The sequence below is a fragment of the Catellatospora sp. NPDC049133 genome (genome assembly GCF_040648455.1).
In the GTDB taxonomy this organism is placed as follows: domain Bacteria; phylum Actinomycetota; class Actinomycetes; order Mycobacteriales; family Micromonosporaceae; genus Catellatospora; species Catellatospora aurea.
Genome location: NZ_JBEZDT010000014.1, coordinates 22523 through 40957 on the forward strand (window position 1 = coordinate 22523; position 18435 = coordinate 40957).

Below are 18435 nucleotides of genomic sequence, written 5' to 3' on the forward strand. Positions count from 1 at the left end.
GTCGCATGATCAGCGGATCTCGTACGCCCGGATCACGGTCTGGTCGAAGGTGTTGCCCTTCGAGTCCGCGCCCGAAGCCTGCAGCGACACGAAGCCGCCCGCCTTCGGGTGTGCGACCATGACGACCCATTCGCCGCCGAGGCACAGCACCGGCACCTTGACCCAGGTCTTGCCGTCGTCGTACGACGCCTTCACCGACAGCTTGACCACGCGGCCGGAGCCCTCGGTCTGGGTGAAGGTCGCCGGGTAGACACCCAGGCCGCCGGCCTTGCCGACGTTGTTCGCGTCCAGCTTCGGCGCGAAGGCGACCGCGGTCAGCGGCAGCGACGCCGGCTTGTCCGCGTGGCCCGAGCGGAACGTCCAGCTCACCGACATCTTCGTGGTGAGCCGGGAGTCACGCTCCAGGCTGCCGTCGAAGCGGAACGAGGCCTTGGCCGCGTCCACCTCCTCGGCGTAGACGTACGGGCCGTCCGTCGCCTCGGCGATCAGCTCGCCGTTGCGGTAGAGCGCGCCCCGGCCCGCGGTGATCGTTCCGAAGCCGGCCCGGCCCTGACCGTCGCCGAGCAGGGCGGGGCCGACGTAGAGGACGTCGCCGTCGCGCTGGGCCGGCACGTCGCCCGTCCAGAACTTCGCCACGCTCGGCCCGAACACGCCCTTGTTCCACTGCTCGTGGTAGGTCCGGCCCGCCTTGTAGGCCACGTTGGCGGTGTTGTCGGAGACGGTCTCCGGCCAGTCCTCGCCCTCGGCCGGCTTCTCCACCATGAACTCGACCTGCCACGGCACGTTGCCCGCGTAGTAGTCGGTGCGGTTGAACGGCAGCGGCGTCGGCCATCCGGTCGCCCAGCCGCCCGAGCCGTCCGGCGGCGCGAGGAAGTTGAGCTTCATGCCATCGGTGCCCTTGTCGAGCAGGCCGTGGCTGGACTTGACGGTGGCGAGATCGCCGGCCTTCAGGTGCTTGACCAGCCCGTTCCAGATGCCGTCGGCCTTGTGCCAGCCGAGGTTGTAGACGAACGGCGACGACGCCGGGTTGCCCTCCTCGTCGAGCTGGGCCAGGGTGCCGGTGACCGCCGAGCTGAGACCGGGCACCTTCTTCGGGCCGAGCTGCTTGGCGTGCATGCCGGCGTAGCTCTCGGCCATCACGCTGACCCCGAGGCTGGCGTCCCCGTACGTCATGTTGACGTCGAACGACGCCACGAGCACGTCGGCCTTCGGATCGGGCACCGTGATGTCGAAGTCGGAGCCGTTGCGCGCGTCCATGTGCAGCGACTGGTCACCGGCGACGGTGTACAGCGGGTACATCACCTGGGTGACGCTGTCCTCCTCGTAGACCCAGGTGAACGCGAAGTACTTGCCCGGCGGCAGGCGCAGGTCGGCGCTTGCCCCGTCCACGATGTAGTCACGGAAGGTCTGGAAGTCGAACAGCACCGTGAACGCGTCCGCGGCCGGGTCGCCGTCCCGCTCGGTCGCGGTGATGTGGACCTTGTGCTTGAGCTCCTCCCGGACGATGCCGAACGGGGTCTGCACGGAGACACCGTCGGCGGTCGCGGTGATCCGGCCGCCGATGCCGCCGGTCAGGTCGCCGCCCTGGCGGGTGTCGGCCGAGACGGTCACGGAGGCGTCGCCGCCCGCCGGGACCGTCACGGTGTCGGCGCTGAGCGAGAAGACCCCGGCGGGCGCGCCGGTGAGGGCGAGCTGCAGGGTCACCGCGGCGCTGCCGCCGTTGTGGTACGTGACGGTGCTGGTGCGTACGTCGTCGTCCTCGTGCGGCCACTCCTGCAGGCCGAACGTGACCGACGCCGGGCTGGTGGTGACCTGCTGGGTGATCGCCCGAGCCACGTCGACCCGGCCCGCGCCCTGCGCGAACACGCCGATGTCCGCGGACGGCTTGGCCGAGGCCATCAGCACCGACTTGCGCTGCTCGGCGGTCCACTCGGGGTGCACCTGGGTCAGCAGCGCGGCCGCGCCCGCGACGTGCGGGGTGGCCATGGACGTGCCGTCGAGCGGCATGTACAGCTGCCCCGGCTCGCCGAGGAAGCCGTCCTTGCTGCGCGCCGCCACGATGTCCTGGCCGGGCGCGGCGATCTCCGGCTTGACCGCCCAGCCGTCGGCGCTGGGGCCCCGGCTGGAGAACACGGCCAGTTCGTCGGTCTTGGTGAACGCGCCGACGGCCAGGGCGGCCTCGGCGGTCGCCGGCGAGCCGACGGTCTCGTCCGCGCCGGCGTTGCCCGCCGCGATCACGAACAGGGTGCCGTACTGCGCGGTCAGGTCGTTGACGGCCTGCTCCAGCGGGTCGATCTCGGGGGTGTTGGTGCCGCCGAGGCTCATGTTGGCCACGTCGGCTCCGGACTCGGCGGCCCACTGCATGCCGGCCAGGATCCAGGACTCGGCACAGCCGTACTCGACGCAGACCTTGCCGTCGAGCAGCGAAGCGCCGGGCGCGACCCCCTTGTACTTGCCGCCGGAGCCGGCCCCGCTGCCCGCGATGGTCGAGGCGACGTGCGTGCCGTGACCGACCCGGTCGAGGTCGTCCTCCTCACCCTCGGTGAAGTTCTGCCGGGCACTGATCTTGCCGGCCAGGTCGGGGTGGGTGATGTCGACGCCGGTGTCCAGCACGGCGACCTTCACACCGGTCCCGTCGAACCCGGCGGACCACGCCGCAGGCGCGCCGATCAGCGGGACGCTCTGGTCCAGCGCCGGCTTGCGCACGGCGTCGAGCCAGATCTTGCCGGTGGCCGCCTTGCGGGTCGCCTGCCACTGCGTGGCCAGGTTCTCCTCGGCCACCTCGGCGGCGAAGCCCTTGACCGCGGGCAGCCTGCGCTCGGCGGTCAGGCCCGGCGCGGCGCTCGCGCCGGAGACGATCAGCGGCAGCGAGGCCTTCCGCGCGGCCTTGACCGCGAGCAGCTCCGTGACGTCGAACAGCCGCTTGTCCAGGCGATTCGCCGCGAGCAGCGGCACCGCGTCGGACGGGATGACGTACTGGTGGTCCTTGACCCGGTAGCTCTGGTAGGTGACCCCGTCGCGCGGCGTCAGGCTGATCCGCCCGTTGCCGTGCACGGAGATCCGGTCACCCGTGATCAGCGCCACGGTCTGCGTCTTCGCGTTGTTCGGTGCGGGTCTGGCGGCCAGTGGTGCGCCGGCCTGTCCTGCGCCCGCGGTGCCGGGCGCTGCCATCAGCAGCGCGGCGACGATCCCCCCGGCCAGCATTGCCCTCGTACCTCTGCTGGATCGCATGGTCCTCCCCGTCCAATCGATCAGTCCGCCTTGGACTGTCGTTGGTAGAGACGCGCCGATAGGCCGATACGTTGGGCAGCGACATGAGTGAATACCTCAAATCCTTGTGAAGGTATGGCGAACAGCGAGGTCAGGGGAGGGGTGGGCAGGTGAGGTTAACGAGGGTTAAGGTGGCCGCATGGGTGCTGTGCTGCCGGACCGGGTGTCGATTCGTGAGGTGGGCCCGCGTGACGGGCTGCAGAACGAGGACCCCGTGCCCACCGCCGACAAGGTCAGGCTGATCGACGCGCTGAGCGCCACCGGCGTCGGCCGCATCGAGGCGGTGTCATACGTGCACCCCAAGGCCATTCCGCAGATGGCCGACGCCGACGAGGTCTGGAGCACGGCCACGCGTGACCCGAAGGTGCGCTACAGCGCGCTGGTGCCCAACCTGCGCGGCGCCCAGCGGGCCCTGGCCGGCGGCTTCACCGAGGTCGAGGTGGTCGTCTCGGCCAGCGACACGCACAACCGGCGCAACATCAACCGCGCCACCGAGGAGTCGCTGGACGAGATCGCCCAGCTCATCCCGGTCCTGCACGAGGGCGGCTCCACCGCTGAGGTGATCATCGCGACGAGCTTCGGGTGCCCGTACGAGGGGGACGTGGACCCGAAGCGGGTGGCCGGCATCGTCGACCGCGTCGTCGCCGACGGGGCGGACCGGGTGGCCTTCGGCGACACCACCGGCATGGGCACCCCGCGCCGGGTACGCGAGTTGCTGTCGATCGTCCGCGAGCGGCACCCGGACGTGCCGATGCTGCTGCACTTCCACAACACCCGCGGCACCGGCCTCGCCAACATCCTCACCGCGCTGGAGTTCGGCATCACCGAGTACGACGCCAGCGTCGGCGGCCTGGGCGGCTGCCCGTACGCGCCGGGCGCGTCGGGCAACGTGGCCACCGAGGAGGTCGTGCACATGCTGCACGACATGGGTATCGACACCGGCATCGACCTGGAGAAGCTGATCGACGCGGCCCGGCTGGCCGAGCAGATCGTGGGCCGTGAGCTGCCGTCCGGCGTGCTGCGGGCCGGTCCGCGCAGCCGCACCGTGAGCTGATCTGCCCGCTGCGCGAATTCCGTACGCAACCGGCCGCCGGGTGCGGGCGTGACTTGTGGGTGACCTGACACCCACCACCGGGGGAGCCCTGGATGTCACCACCCGTGTTCGATGAGTTCTATCTGGGCAGCAGGCAGCGGATGCTGCGCTGCGCGTACGCCGTCACCGGGGACGTGCAGGAGGCACAGGACGTCGTGCAGGAGGCCTACGCGCGGGCCTGGCAGAACTGGCGCAAGGTCGGCGCGTACGACGACCCCGAGGCGTGGGTGCGCACCGTGGCGTTCCGGATCGCGGTGAGCCGCTGGCGGCGTGCCCGCAGCATGTTCACCGCGCACCGCCGGCACGGCGGGGAGTCGAGCGCGGCGCCACCGGACGAGAACACCGTCGCGCTGGTGACCGCGCTGCGCGGCATCCCCGAGTCCCAGCGCACCGCGATCGTGCTGCACCACATCGCGGGCCGGTCGGTCGCCGAGATCGCGGCCGAGACCGGGGTGGCCGAGGGCACGGTCAAGGCACGTCTGTCCCGGGGGCGGCAGGCCCTCGCCCACCTGCTCCGCACCGAGACGGGGAACAGCTATGCGTGACGACATCTCCCAGCAGCTCGACGGGTTCGGAGCGGACATGCCGGCGATGACCTGGGCCTCACCCGAGGAGATCCGCGGCCGGGGGGAGCGCCGCCGCCGCGTGCGCGCCGCGGGCATGACCGCCGCCGGCGTGGTGACCGCCGTCCTGGTCGCGGGCACCGCGTTCGCGCTCGGCGGCCGACCCGGTGAGCCCGACCCCACCATGACGGCCCGCCCGACGATCACCGCGGTTCCGCAGCTCAGCACGTCGCCCTCGGCGCGGCCCGCGCTGACCTCGCCGAGCCCGGAGGAGACGCCGTTCGACACGGTGATCCCACTGGCCGCCATGCTCCGGGCCGCCGACGTCAGCCCCGCGCACCGGGTGCAGAGCGGCGAGTACATGGGTGAGAGCTACCGGTACGTCACTGGGCTGTGCCAGGAGAAGGGCCAGTGGGACGGCATGCCCGCCAGGCCGCAGTCGACCGGGGAGCGGGATTCGTTCCGGCGGCGGGTGCTGGAAGCGGGCCCGGGAACCGTGAATGTCGTCCAGGAGGTGAAGGGTTACGGGTCGGCCCGGTCGGCCGGGGAACTGATCGCTCACGAACGGGCCGGGTTCGAGCACTGCGCGGTCGTGGACCACGGGGAGACCCATGTCGAGTTCGAGATCATCGCCACGGGATTCGCCGGTGACGAGGCGCTGCTGGTCCGGATGACGCCTCGCACGCTGCTGGTACTGGTGCGCGCGGGCGCGGTGTACGCCGAACTCGCCCTCTGGTTCCCGACCGCACCCGGTCCTGATGATGTCGCGCTCGCCCAGGACCTGGCGGAGAAGGCGGTGGCACGGATCTGCGCAGCCACTACGGCCTGCTGAAAACGGGCCGTGCCAACAATGACAGGGAGTGACCGATGGTCACTCCCTGTCGGCTATCCGACGCTCAACGGTTCTTCAATTCACAGCAATTCGGACATAAGCCATAAATAGTGCCAGGAATGGCATTTGCCCCCCGGGTTGATCCGTTGGGTGATCCGTGTCCGAGGAATGGCAGGCTCGTTGACCCTTGCGATGTCATAAATGCCCTATTTGTACGAGCCGAATCAGGTGACTACGGGCGCGCGTCGACAGCCGGAGCAACCGCGCTCCGGTGCGCTCATCGTGCACACAGGACGCTCCGCAAAGTGGCCGTGACATGGCAAGACACTGCATCTCCCCGTGGCAATTCCAGATCGAAAGGCACTGCGATTCACATGACTGCGACTTCGCTGGGCACGTGGACCAAGACGTCCGTGAAGGTCGGCGTCCTGTCCGCCGGTGTGCTGCTCATCGGCGGTACGGGCGCGCACGCGGCCGACAACTGGAACTCTTCCTTCAACAGCGGTATCGGCAGCGGAAACCAGATCAAGCTGCCGGTGCAGGCTCCGATCAACATCTGCGGGATCGCCATCGGCATCCTGGGCAACGCCAACGCCAGCTGCACCGGCGGCAGTGAGGCCAACTACGGCGAGGACGCCCTCGCCACCGACTGGAGCAGCCTCGGCAACTCGGGCATCCTGAGCGGCAACCAGGTGCTGGCGCCGATCCAGGTCCCGATCGACGCCTGCGGCGTGGGGGTCGGCGTGCTCGGCAACGCCAACGCGTGGTGTGTCGGCGGCTCGGAGGCCAACCTGCCCGGCGAGGACGGCGACGAGAACCCGTACCCACAGCCCTACGGCGAGCCGAACTGGCACAAGCACAAGAACAAGAAGAAGGACTTCGTGTCCACGGCGGCCCCGATCGAGAGCACCGTGGCCGAGAGCTCCCCGCTGGACGTCATCACCGGCCTGCTGCCGATCAACGGGCTGACCAGCGGCCTGACCAGCGCGGTCGGCAACACCAGCGCGAGCGTCGGCATCGGCGCGAAGCAGCAGCAGCTGATGAACCAGCGCAAGAACAAGAAGTGGCAGCACTCCGCGCCGAGCACCTGCGAGCTGAACTGGAATACCTTCGGCAACTCGGGGATCCTGAGCGGCAACCAGGTGTTCGTTCCGGTCCAGGCCCCGATCGACGTGTCGGGCGTGGCCGTGGGCGCGCTGCTGGGCAACGCCAACGCCTCCAGCGTCGGCGGCTCCACCGCCAACTTCTGCTGACAGATCTTCCCCACCAGAAAGGGCCGGCGCGGACGCGCGCCGGCCCTTTCCCATGCCCGGCCGCCGCCGACCCCTCAAGATCGCTCGACTCGCCAGGCACCTGTGCGAATGCGGGCTCAAGATACGCACGGTTGCCTGGCAAGTCGAGTGATCTTGAGGCGCGCGACTGGTCGGGGGAGGCGGGCTGTCTCACCTGGTGGTAACTTAACTATCGTTCAGGTTGGGCCTGTGGGAGGAGTGGGTGCGGCATGCACGAGGGGCTGGATGAGCTGAGAGAGCGCATCGGGGCCGGTGGGGCGCCGAAGTACCACCAGGCCAACGAGGCCAAGGGCAAGCTCTTCGCGCGCGAGCGCATCGCGCGGCTGGTGGACAAGGGCTCGTTCGTCGAGGACGGGATCTTCGCCAACGCGCTGGCGCACGGGCTGCCCGCCGACGGTGTGATCACGGGCCAGGCGACCATCGACGGCCGGCCGGTGTGCCTGATGGCCAACGACTCCACGGTCAAGGCCGGGAGTTGGGGCGCGCGCACCGTCGAGAAGATCATCCGGATCATCGAGCGGGCGTACGGCCAGGGCGTGCCGATGGTCTACCTCGTCGACTCCGCCGGGGCGCGCATCACTGACCAGGTCGACCTGTTCCCCGGCCGCCGGGGCGCGGGCAACATCTTCTACCAGCAGGTGAAGTCCTCGGGCAGCATCCCGCAGGTGTGCGCCCTGTTCGGGCCGAGCGCCGCGGGCGGCGCGTACATCCCCGCCTTCTGCGACGTGGTCGCCATGGTCGACGGCAACGCCTCGATGTACCTGGGCTCGGACCGCATGGTCGAGATGGTCACTGGCGAGAAGACCACGCTGGAGGCGATGGGCGGCGCGAAGGTGCACACCGAGCAGTCCGGCGTCGGCCACTTCCTGTGCAAGGACGAGGACGAGGCGCTCGGCGTGGTCCGGCGCTACCTGTCCTTCCTGCCCGCCAACTGGACCGAGCAACCGCCCGCGCTGGAGCCGATGCCCGCGCCGGAGACCGACCTGGCCGCGATCGTGCCGGAGAGCGAGCGCCGCGCGTTCGACATGCGCAAGCTGGTCAAGGGCCTGCTCGACGGCGGGGAGTACTTCGAGATCCAGGCGCGCTGGGCCAAGGAGCTGACGGTCGGCTTCGGCCGGCTCGACGGCCAGGTCGTGGGCGTGGTGGGCAACAACTCGTTGCACAAGGGTGGGGTGCTCTTCGTCGACTCGGCCGACAAGGCGAGCCGCTTCGTGCAGCTGTGCGACGCGTTCAACGTGCCGCTGCTGTTCCTGTGCGACGTGCCCGGCTTCATGGTCGGCAGCGCCGTGGAGAAGCAGGGCATCATCCGGCACGGCGCGAAGATGGTCACCGCGATCAGCGAGGCGACCGTGCCGAAGATCTGCGTCGTGGTGCGCAAGGCGTACGGCGCCGGCCTGTACGCGATGGCCGGACCCGGCTTCCTGCCCGAGGCGACCATCGCGCTGCCCACCGCCAAGATCGCCGTCATGGGCGCCGAGGCCGCGGTGAACGCCGTGTACGCCAACAAGATCGCCGCGATCGAGGACGAGGCCGAGCGCGAGGCGTTCATCGCCGCCAAGCGCGCCGAGTACGAGACCGACATCGACATCGTCCGGCTCGCCAGCGAGCTGGTCATCGACACGATCGTGGAGCCCGACCGGCTTCGCGACGAGCTCATCCAGCGGTACCGCGCCGCACAGGGCAAGGACCGTCACTTCTCACGCCGCCGACACGGCGTGACTCCTGTTTGAGAGAGGCCGTGATGACCGACTTCGGGCTGTCCGAGGAGCACCGCGAGCTGCGCGACACCGTGCGCCGCTTCGCCCAGGACAAGGTGGCGCCGGTGATCGGCGACCTGTACGAGCGGCACGATTTCCCGTACGACCTGGTCCGCCAGATGGGCGAGATGGGGTTGTTCGGGCTGCCCTTCCCCAGCGAGTTCGGCGGGATGGACGGCGACTACCTCGCCCTGTGCATCGTGCTGGAGGAGCTGGCCCGGGTCGACTCCTCGCTGTCCATCACGCTGGAGGCGGCGATCTCGCTGGGCGCGATGCCGATCTACCGGTTCGGCAGCGACGAGCAGAAGAAGCGCTGGCTGCCGGCCCTGATCAAGGGTGAGGCGCTGGCCGGGTTCGGGCTCACCGAGCCGGGCGCGGGCTCCGACGCGGGCGGCACGCGCACCACGGCGCGGCTGTCCGAGGACGGCAGCGAGTGGATCATCAACGGCAGCAAGGCGTTCATCACCAACTCCGGCACGACGATGACCAGCCTGGTCACCGTCACCGCGCGGACCGGCGAGAACGAGATCTCCTCGATCATCGTGCCGTCGGGCACCCCCGGCTTCACGGTCGCGCCCGGCTACTCCAAGGTCGGCTGGTGCAGCTCGGACACCCACGAGCTGACCTTCACCGACTGCCGGGTGCCGGTGGAGAACCTGCTCGGGCAGCGGGGCCGGGGCTTCGCACAGTTTCTGCAGATCCTCGACGAGGGCCGGATCGCCATCGCGGCGCTGTCCACGGGCCTGGCCCAGGGCTGCGTCGACGAATCGCTCAAGTACGCGTCGCAGCGGGAGGCGTTCGGCCACACCATCGGCTCGTACCAGGCGATCCAGTTCATGATCGCGGACATGGAGACGCGCGCCCACACCGCGCGGCTGGCCTGGCGCGACGCCGCGCAGCGGCTGGTCGCGGGCGCGGACTTCAAGCGCCAGGCCGCCATCGCGAAGCTGCACGCCAGCACGGTCGCGGTGGACAACGCCCGGGACGCCACGCAGATCCACGGCGGCTACGGCTTCATGAACGAGTTCCCGGTCGCCCGCATGTGGCGCGACAGCAAGATCCTGGAGATCGGCGAGGGCACCTCCGAGATCCAGCGCATGGTCATCGCGCGGGACCTGGGCCTGCGCTGACGGGCGCGGGTGAGGCCCCCCGTGGGCCTCACCCGCACCGCGGCCTCCGGCCGCTGTGGCGACCGGAGACCCCCCGTCGTGTCGCGTCATGTCACGGCAGCCGCCGAGACATGTCGATGCCTGAAGACACGCGTTGTTCGGACGGAAGGTTGCGCATGTCGGCCGTCCGACACCGGTCATCGGAAGGGTTGCGGTGTGACACCGGTCATGTCCGGCGAGTGCGCCAAAAAGTAGACGCTCGACTCCCACGTTCGGCTTCGGATGCGTAGTCTTTGCGGCCATGGCCCCAGGTCACCCGGTTCACGTTGAGGCCGCCGACGCGTCGGCGGCCTCCTTCAGCGCGCTCCTGCGCGCGCACCGGGACGCCGCACGGCTGACCCAGTCGGAGCTTGCCGCGCGAGCCGGGCTGGGGGTGCGCACGGTCCGGGATCTGGAGCACGGCCGGGCCTCCCGACCCCAGCGCAGCACGGTCGAGCTGCTGGTCAGCGCGCTGGGGCTGACCGGCGACGAGGCCGCGGAGTTCTACGCGGCCGCCCGTGGCCAGCTCCCGCCACAGCCCAGGCCCGCGGCGTACACCCTGCCCACGCCGCCGGAACTGCACGGCCGGGCCGAGGAGTCAGCCGCGCTCGCGGCGCATCTGGTCGCCCAGCCGGGGCTCACCACCCTGGTGGGGCTCGCCGGGGTCGGCAAGAGCGCGCTGGCGATCAGCGTCGCGCACCGGATGCAGCCGCACTTCCCGGCCGGTGTGGCCGCCATCAGCGTCGCGGCGGGGGACACCGTCACCGACGTTCGCGACGTCGTCTGCGCGGTGCTCGGCGTCAACCGGCCGGCCGACCTGCCGGCCCGGCTGGAGCAGCCGGTGCTGCTGATGGTGGACGCGGTGGACCGCTCCCCGGACGCGTTCCGGACCGTGCTGGCGGAGCTGCTCGCGGTCGCGCCCACGCTGCGTGTGCTCGCCTCGGCCCGGGCGCCGCTCGGGCCCGCGGGCGAGCAGGTGTGGCCATTGGGCCCGCTGGCGCTGCCCCCGGCCGGGACGCGGGTGCTGGCCGAGGCGGAGCGGCACCCGGCGAGTGCGCTGTTCCTGGCCCGGTGGCGGCGGGTGCGCCGGTCGCCGGCCGACGTCGAGGTGGAGGCACTGGTCACGCTGGTACGACGGCTCGGCGGGCTGCCCCTGGCCATCGAGCTGGCCGCGGCCCGGGGTCGGGTGCTCGACCCCGCGGAGATGCTCGCCCGGTACGGCAACCGCCTGCTGGAGCTGGGCAGCGCCGATGTGGCAGCGTCACCGCCGCTGGTGACGCTGCGCGACGTGGTGACGGCGAGCTACCGCCTGCTGGAACCCGCGCAGCGGGAGGCGCTGCGGCGGCTGGCCGTGTTCGGCTATCGCTGGTCCGTGGAGCTGGCCGAGGACCTGCTCGGCCCGCAGGTCGACGTGGTGCCGGTGCTGGAGCGGCTGGTCGAGCTGGGGCTGGTGCAGGTGCGCGGCTCGGGGGCGTTCCGGTTCGTGCTGCTGGACGTCGTGAAGGAGTACGCCACCGAGCAGGCCGAGGTGGCCGGGGAGCTGGCCGAGGCGCGCCGGCAGCATGGTGTGGTCTTCGCCCGGTTCGCCGCGCGCACCGCGCCGACGATGGTGGGGTCCACGCTGGCCGCGGCGGTGGCCCGGTTCGACGACGTGGCCAGCGACCTGTGGGCGGCACTGGCCCACGCGGCCGAGCACGACCCGCACACCGCGCTGTGCCTGGCGTCGAACCTGCCCCGCTGGTGGCGCTTCCGCGGCCGGGACCAGCAGGGCAGGCAGTGGCTGCTGCGGCTGCTCGACGACCCGCGTACCGCCGACGCGGACCCGATCATGCGGGCCTGGGCGAACCTGGGCGTGGTGCAGCTCGCGGCCGAACACGGCGCGGGCCGGGCCGAACTCGACCGGGGCGAGGCAGCGCTCGCGGCGTTCCTGCTGGTGGGGGATGTGACCGGGGAGCTGGCGGCGCGCGGCGTGCTGCAGGTGGTGCACCAGAGCGCGGGGGAGTACGACGACGCCCGCCGCCACGGTGAGGCGACCCTCGCGCTGGCCACCCGGACCGGCCGGGTCGGCGACATGGCGGTGGCCCAGCACAACCTGATCTGGCACGACCTGCGCGAAGCGGATCTCGCCGCGGCACAGCGGCGGCTGGCGGCGGTGGACCGGCTGTCGGCCCGGTCCGGGGAGCACAAGCTGCGGGCGCTGGCGCGGGCCAACCTGGCCGAGGTGCTGCGCCTGGACGGCCGCTACGACGAGGCGGTGCGGGTGGGGTTGCAGGCCGTGGAGATGCTGGCCGAGGTCGGCAACCCGGGTGAGCGGCGGCGGCTGGTGGGCGTGGTGGGGCTCGCGTACGCACAGGGCGGGCGGCTGGAGGAGGCGGAGAAGACGCTGACCGACATGCGTGCCGCGCTGCTGGAGGAGCCCGGGCCGGAGGTCGATGTGCCCGGCTCGGTCGAGCCCGAGGAGGACTGGCACTGCGCCATGATCGAGGCCACGGTGGCCTGGCAGCGGGGGCACCGCACGCTCGCGGCCTCGTGGTTCGCGGCGGCGGCACGGTTGACCAGCGGTCTCAACGACCGGCGGGACACCATGGAGGCGCTCGTCGGGCTGGCGGCGACCAGCGATGAGCCGGCCGAGGTCGTGGCCCGGCTCTACGTACTGCGTGACAGCACGGGCATCTCGCTCACGCCACGGGCATTGGACCTGCTCAGCCACCTCTGATCGGTGGCGGGGCCCGTAGTGCTGTGCTCGGCGCGGGCGGCCCCCCGACGGATGATGTCCCTCCGCGGCCCGCCGTGGCGAACCGCGCCCCCCGCCGTCTCCGCCCGCGCCGATGCAGCTCCTGTGCCGGACCGCCGACCAGCCTGACCGGCCTGCCGTCCCTCCACAGGGCCATGACGCTAGCAGCCCGGTTCACCCGATTCGGGGCTTAAACCGTCCTTTCTGGCAGGACCGTGGCACTTCTGCCGCCGGTTCTGCCGCAGCGGCAGCACCACCCCGCCGCATCTGGTCGTCACTGGTCATGCACGCCCGCGGTCGCCTCGGGGCGGACCGCGTCGCGCACCACGCGCAGCCCGACGAGCAGGCCGTGCAGCTGGCGCTGGGTGAGGGGGCCGATGAGCCATTCGTCAAGCAGTTCCAGGTGGCCGGGGACTGTCTCCTGCAGGCGGGCCAGGCCTTTGCTGGTGAGTGCGGCATACGAGCTGCGCCGGTCGATGTCGCAGGGGACCCGGCAGACCAGGGCCTCCCGCTCGAGTCGATCGATCATGCGGGTCACCCCGCTCGTGCTCATCGCAGTCTGTCGGGATAGGTCGGTCATGCGGAGTCGTCGCGCGGGCGAGCGAGCCAGCCGCACCAGCACTTCGAACTCGACAGGTGCCAGGCCGTGCGCGGCGAGCTGCTCCGCGCAGAGGGTGTTGAGGCTGGTGAACGCCTCTGTCAAAAGGCCCATGGCGGTGAGCCTCGAATCCTCGAGTAGCTCCATTTGCGCATCGTATATGGAGAGATGGCACATTTGTTGCCCTTCGTTTCCCGCAGAGTGGGACGACGGGTGTGCCAATCGGGACGACCACCCGATACGACTGTCGCCCGCGAACCGTACTCTGAGGGTTCGCTTGGTCACCGTGTGTCGGGGAGGGCTCATGGGCAAGGACGTTTCGCTGCAGACGTTCACCCGCCAGGAACGCGAGCACTACCGCCAGAAGGTCAGACGCTGCCTGGACGTGTTCGCGTTGATGCTCAACGACTTCAGCTTCGACGCCGACCATCCGACCACCGGGCTGGAGATCGAGCTGAACCTCGTCGACCCGGAGCACCTGCCGACGATGGTGAACGAGGAGGTGCTGCACGACCTGGCCGATCCGCAGTTCCAGACCGAACTCGGCCGGTTCAATCTGGAACTGAACGTGCCGCCCCGGCTCATCTCCGACGACGGGCTGGTCCAGTACGAGCAGCAGATCATCGAGAGCCTGCGCCGCGCGGACGCGCACGCGCGCAAGCACGACGCGGCCGTGCTGACCATCGGCATCCTGCCGACGCTCACCACCGACCACGCGGTCACCGAGAACCTGTCCGTCAACGGGCGCTACCGCTCGCTCAACGAGGAGATCCTGGCCGCCCGCGGCGAGCAGATCGGCGTCGACATCCGGGGGGCCGACCGGCTGCGCATCCGCACCGACTCCATCGCGCCCGAGGCGGCATGCACCAGCCTGCAGTTCCACCTGCAGGTGTCGCCCGCGGAGTTCGCCGCCTACTGGAACGCCTCGCAGGTCATCGCCGGAGTGCAGGTAGCGGTCGGGGCCAACTCGCCCTACCTGTTCGGCCACCAGCTCTGGTCGGAGACCCGGATCGCGCTGTTCGAGCAGGCCACCGACACCCGCCCCGACGAGCTGAAGGCCCAGGGCGTACGGCCCCGGGTGTGGTTCGGCGAGCGCTGGGTCACCTCGATCTTCGACCTGTTCGAGGAGAACGTGCGCTACTTCCCGCCGCTGCTGCCGATCGCCGAGGAGGAGGACCCGCTGGCCGTGCTGCGCAGCGGCGGGGTGCCCCGGCTCGGCGAGCTGCGGCTGCACAACGGCACCATCTACCGCTGGAACCGGCCGGTGTACGACATCATGGGCGGCCGCCCGCACCTGCGCGTGGAGAACCGGGTGCTGCCCGCCGGCCCGACCGTGGTCGACATGCTGGCCAACGGCGCGCTCTACTTCGGCCTCGTCCGCGCGCTCGTCGAGGAGGACCGGCCACTCTGGACGCAGTTGCCGTTCAGCGTCGCGCAGGACAACTTCCACGCCGCCGCCCGCCGGGGCATCGCCGCGCCCGTGTGGTGGCCGCGCCTCGGCGAGATCCGGGTGACCGACCTGGTGCTGGAGATGCTGCTGCCGAAGGCCGCCGAGGGACTCGACCGGTTCGGCGTCGACCCCGCGCAGCGCGACCGCCTGCTCGGCATCATCGAGCAGCGCTGCCTGCTCGGGCGCAACGGCTCGACCTGGCAGGTCGACACGGTGCGGGCGCTGGAGGCGAAGGGCGCGACCCGGCCCGCGGCGCTGCGGGCCATGGTCGGCCGGTATGCCGAACACCAGCGCACCAACGAACCGGTGCACACCTGGCCCGTGGGCTGACTCGGCCTGACAGCGGATGGTGTGACCGTCGACCTCGGGGGAGGGTGCAGCCGTGACGGGTGATCGTGAGGATGTCCGGCCCTGGGCGCTGCCGGTGATCCTGGCCGCGCTGCTGGCCGTGGTCGCCGCGGTGGCGTTGCCGCCGTGGCCACCCGGCGGCGCGCCGCAGCCCGCGTCGACGCGGGTCCTGCCGAGCGCGAGCGTGCCGGTGCCGCGGCCGGTGCCGCCGAGCCGGTCTCCGGCACCCGCACCGAGTGTTTCGCCCACGCCCGGCGGGACGTTCGTGCCGCGCACGTTCACCGTCGTCGGCAGCGGGGACGTGCTGCTGCACGGCGGTCTCTGGCGGCAGGCGCAGCGCGACGCGGGCGGGCGCGGTTACGACTTCGCGCCACTGCTGAACGGCGTACGCCCGGTGATCGAGGCAGCCGACCTGGCAATCTGCCATCTGGAGACGCCGCTGGGCGGCCCGCAGGGCCCGTTCACCGGATATCCGATCTTCAAGGTGCCGCCGCAGATCGTGCCCGCCCTGCAGCAGACCGGCTACGATGCCTGCTCCACCGCGTCCAACCACTCCCTGGACGGCGGCGAGGCGGGCATCCGGCGCACACTGGCCGCACTGGACGCGGCCGGGATCGCCCACGCGGGCATGGCCCGCAGCCGCGCCGAGCAGGACAAGCCCACCATCGTCACGGTGCGCGGGGTGCGGGTGGCGCTGCTGTCGTACACCTTCTCCTTCAACGGGCTGACCCGGCCCAGGGGCAAGGAATGGCTGGTCAACTCGCTCGACCCGCAGCGCGTCCGGCAGGCGGCGGTCCGGGCCCGGCAGGCCGGGGCCGAGGTAGTCATCGTGTCGATCCACTGGGGCACCGAGTATCAGCAGCGCCCCAACGAGCAGCAGGTGTCCGTCGCCCGGCAGCTGCTGCGCGACGGCGCGGTGGATCTGATCCTCGGCCACCACGCGCACGTGGTGCAGCCGTTCGAGCGGATCGAGGGCCGCTGGGTCGCCTACGGCATGGGCAACCACGTCTCGAACCAGAGCTTCTCGGACGTCACCCGGGACGGGGTGATCAGCCGGTTCACCTTCGTGGAGACCGCGCCCGGCCGGTTCACCGTGTCCGCGGCGGCCGCACTGCCGACGTACATGCAGCTCGACGGTGGTCCGGTCCGGGTGCTGCTGGTGTCGGCGTGCCCGCCCGCCCGCCGTGCGGCCTGCCGCGCCAGCGGTGAACGCTCCGCCCGAGTGCTGCGCTCGCGCGGGGCGGGCAGTGCGGGCCTGGTCGTCGTGCGCTGATGTGCGGGGGTCAGCGCTTCTTGCGGGGCTGCTTCGGGCTCGGCGCGTCGGCCGCGGGGGAGACGGCTTCGCCGGTGGCGGCTGGTGCGCCGATGGCCGGCTCGTCCGCCGGCTTCTCGGCGGTGGCCTGGGCCGCCTTGGTGACGGAGGCCCTGCCCTGAGCGGGCTTGCCGGAGGCGGGCTTGGCGGCTGCGTCGGTGGAGGCTGCGGGCCGGGCAGCCGCGTCCGTAGCCGACGCGTCCTTGTCCGCGGCGGACCTGTCCGGGCCGGTCTGTGCGGGCACGGCCGGAGCAGGCACGGCATCCGAGCCGGTGTACTGCGGCGGGACCGGCGCGGTGGCGGCCGTCACGGGGCGCGGGCGGCGCGGGCCGCAGAGCACCAGCGCGAGCACCGAGCCGAGCAGGCCGGCGAACACGGCGTACGGCGCCACCAGGTATGCCGACAGCTGCTCGGGCAGCGCACCGGTCAGCTTCGGCGCGGCCAGCAGGTAGGCCACGGCGACCAGGGCCGGTCCGGCGGCGCCGGAGAGCGCCACCCCCGCCTGGGCGTCGCGGCGGCGGGCCGCGGGCAGCGCGGCCAGGAATCCGATCAACACGGCGGCCACCCCGGCGATGGCCGCGCCGGGCAGGTAGACGCTGCGGAACCAGGGCCCGTCGGTGGTGACCGGCCAGGAGCCGAGTTGCGCCACGACGGGATCCCGTCCGGCCGCGATGCCGTCGGCCACCGCGGTGACCGCGAGCAGCCACAGCCAGCCGCCGGTGGCCAGCACGTTCGCGGCGATCGAGCGCGCGATCAGCGCGGCCACGGAGACGAACAGGCCGAGCAGCACCCCGGCGATCGCGTATCCGCCGACGATCAGGTGCGGCGCGAACGTGTCCGCGCGCTCGGCCACCCGGGCGGGCACCGCGGTCAGCGCGACGACCACCAGGCCGCCCAGCGCCGCGGCGATGGACAGCGCGGCGCGTCGCAGCACGCGGACCGCTGTCGACGACTGGACAGTCGGGCGGCCGACACGATCGGCCACAACGGCACCGAGCACCACCGACAGGGCGGAAATCCACACCGTCCAGGCCAGACTCGCCAGCCAGGCGGCTTCGTCGCCGCCGTGCACGGTGGGCACCCAGGAGAAGACCCCCAGGCCGTATCCGACACCCAACTGCGCTGCTCCCGCCGCGGCGGCCACGCCCACCGCGACGGCGACGGAGCTCAGTCCCAGCCGCGTACCCGGGCCCTGAAGTGACATGACGCGAGCGTATAGCAATGCGAGGGCGGTTCGTGTGAACGGTTTACTCTCGTTGCGGCGTAGCGTTCGCCGGGCGTACCCGAAAGAGGAGAGCATCATGACCGACCCGTGGGCACAGACGGCGCCGCTGACGCCGCAGCGACCACGTGGGTTCAGCCCCGGCACCGTCGCGATCCTGGCGACGGCCACGGTGCTGCTGGCCGTCGCGGGCCTCGCGATCGGATGGTTCGTCGCCGGCGACGGCGAGCCGAACGCCCAGCCCAGCGCCACTCCGTCCGTCGCCGTGTCGGCGGATGCGAGCCCGTCCCCGAGCGAGGCGCCCTCGCCGACCCCGACGGTCGAGCCGAGCACCGCCTCGCCCGCGCCGGACGGACCCCGCATGCCGAACGTGGCCGGGGAGGAGTTCCAGGCAATCCGTCGGCAGCTCATGGCGGATCTGAAGGTCACCGTGAACGTCGTCTTCGACCAGGAGGGCGAGGCTGGCAAGATCACGAAGACCGAGCCCGCCGCGGACGCCCCGGTGCGGCCGGGCACGAGCGTGAAGCTCTTCGTCGCCGGTGGGATCGTCGACGTCGACGTGCCGACGCTGGTCGGCCAGTCCTGCGAAGAGGCGAAGAAGGCACTGGTCGGGGCTGGTCTGCAGGTCGGGCCGTACCCGGCCGAGAAGGTCGGCACGGTCACGGCGGCCACCGCCGAGGCCGGCACGAAGCTCAAGTGGAACACCAGCGTCTCGATCACGTGCGAGACCGCTCCGCCGCCGTCTCCGGCCGCGGGCTGAATCGACGGTGCATGGCGTGCGGTGCACGCCACGCACCCAGGTAGGGCTTAACCGAC

The 18435-nt window shown here is 71.4% G+C and carries 13 protein-coding genes; 10 read left to right on the forward strand and 3 right to left on the reverse strand.

Going from position 1 to position 18435, the window contains the following annotated elements; all coding sequences use genetic code 11:
* Nucleotides 1-9: 9 nt before the first annotated feature.
* Nucleotides 10-3231, reverse strand: a complete 3222-nt coding sequence (locus AB0B35_RS17685; RefSeq protein ID WP_361046386.1) for a S8 family serine peptidase — start codon at nucleotides 3229-3231, stop codon at nucleotides 10-12.
* 190 nt (nucleotides 3232-3421) lie between these two features.
* Between AB0B35_RS17685 and AB0B35_RS17690 the strand changes: the two genes are divergently transcribed.
* The 7 genes from AB0B35_RS17690 (at nucleotide 3422) to AB0B35_RS17720 (ending at nucleotide 12671) form a co-directional block, all read left to right on the forward strand.
* Nucleotides 3422-4324 carry a hydroxymethylglutaryl-CoA lyase gene (locus AB0B35_RS17690; protein ID WP_361046651.1) on the forward strand — a complete coding sequence of 301 codons (903 nt, stop codon included), beginning with the start codon at nucleotides 3422-3424 and terminating at the stop codon, nucleotides 4322-4324.
* A 92-nt stretch (nucleotides 4325-4416) separates the two neighbouring features.
* Nucleotides 4417-4908 carry a SigE family RNA polymerase sigma factor gene (locus AB0B35_RS17695; protein WP_361046389.1) on the forward strand — a complete coding sequence of 164 codons (492 nt, stop codon included), beginning with the start codon at nucleotides 4417-4419 and terminating at the stop codon, nucleotides 4906-4908.
* Complete coding sequence (locus AB0B35_RS17700; RefSeq protein ID WP_361046391.1) at nucleotides 4901-5758, forward strand: hypothetical protein; 858 nt, start codon at nucleotides 4901-4903, stop codon at nucleotides 5756-5758. Before AB0B35_RS17695 ends, AB0B35_RS17700 begins: the two co-directional genes overlap by 8 nt.
* A 374-nt stretch (nucleotides 5759-6132) precedes the next feature.
* Entirely contained in the window at nucleotides 6133-7011 is an 879-nt protein-coding gene (locus AB0B35_RS17705; RefSeq protein ID WP_360523530.1) for a chaplin family protein, read from the forward strand.
* Nucleotides 7012-7259: 248 nt separating this feature from the next.
* On the forward strand, nucleotides 7260-8780 hold the full coding sequence (locus tag AB0B35_RS17710) for an acyl-CoA carboxylase subunit beta (protein WP_360523533.1): 1521 nt from the start codon (nucleotides 7260-7262) through the stop codon (nucleotides 8778-8780).
* A gap of 11 nt (nucleotides 8781-8791) precedes the next feature.
* Nucleotides 8792-9937 carry an acyl-CoA dehydrogenase family protein gene (locus AB0B35_RS17715; RefSeq protein WP_361046393.1) on the forward strand — a complete coding sequence of 382 codons (1146 nt, stop codon included), beginning with the start codon at nucleotides 8792-8794 and terminating at the stop codon, nucleotides 9935-9937.
* Between the two features lie 280 nt (nucleotides 9938-10217).
* Nucleotides 10218-12671, forward strand: a complete 2454-nt coding sequence (locus AB0B35_RS17720; RefSeq protein WP_361046396.1) for a helix-turn-helix domain-containing protein — start codon at nucleotides 10218-10220, stop codon at nucleotides 12669-12671.
* 292 nt (nucleotides 12672-12963) lie between these two features.
* Here the strand turns inward: AB0B35_RS17720 and AB0B35_RS17725 are convergent, their stop codons facing one another.
* A complete protein-coding gene (locus AB0B35_RS17725) occupies nucleotides 12964-13434 on the reverse strand; it encodes a MarR family transcriptional regulator (RefSeq protein ID WP_360523542.1) in 471 nt (156 codons plus the stop codon).
* Nucleotides 13435-13591: 157 nt separating this feature from the next.
* On the opposite strand from AB0B35_RS17725, the gene AB0B35_RS17730 reads away from it, so the two are divergent.
* Nucleotides 13592-15067, forward strand: a complete 1476-nt coding sequence (locus tag AB0B35_RS17730; protein WP_360523545.1) for a glutamate--cysteine ligase — start codon at nucleotides 13592-13594, stop codon at nucleotides 15065-15067.
* A gap of 52 nt (nucleotides 15068-15119) precedes the next feature.
* The gene (locus AB0B35_RS17735; RefSeq protein ID WP_361046399.1) at nucleotides 15120-16358 is read left to right on the forward strand and encodes a CapA family protein; all 1239 of its coding nucleotides are present in this window, start codon (nucleotides 15120-15122) and stop codon (nucleotides 16356-16358) included.
* A gap of 10 nt (nucleotides 16359-16368) precedes the next feature.
* Here the strand turns inward: AB0B35_RS17735 and AB0B35_RS17740 are convergent, their stop codons facing one another.
* Nucleotides 16369-17601 carry a hypothetical protein gene (locus AB0B35_RS17740; RefSeq protein WP_361046402.1) on the reverse strand — a complete coding sequence of 411 codons (1233 nt, stop codon included), beginning with the start codon at nucleotides 17599-17601 and terminating at the stop codon, nucleotides 16369-16371.
* A 97-nt stretch (nucleotides 17602-17698) separates the two neighbouring features.
* On the opposite strand from AB0B35_RS17740, the gene AB0B35_RS17745 reads away from it, so the two are divergent.
* A complete protein-coding gene (locus AB0B35_RS17745; protein ID WP_361046405.1) occupies nucleotides 17699-18379 on the forward strand; it encodes a PASTA domain-containing protein in 681 nt (226 codons plus the stop codon).
* The last annotated feature ends 56 nt before the right edge of the window (nucleotides 18380-18435 follow it).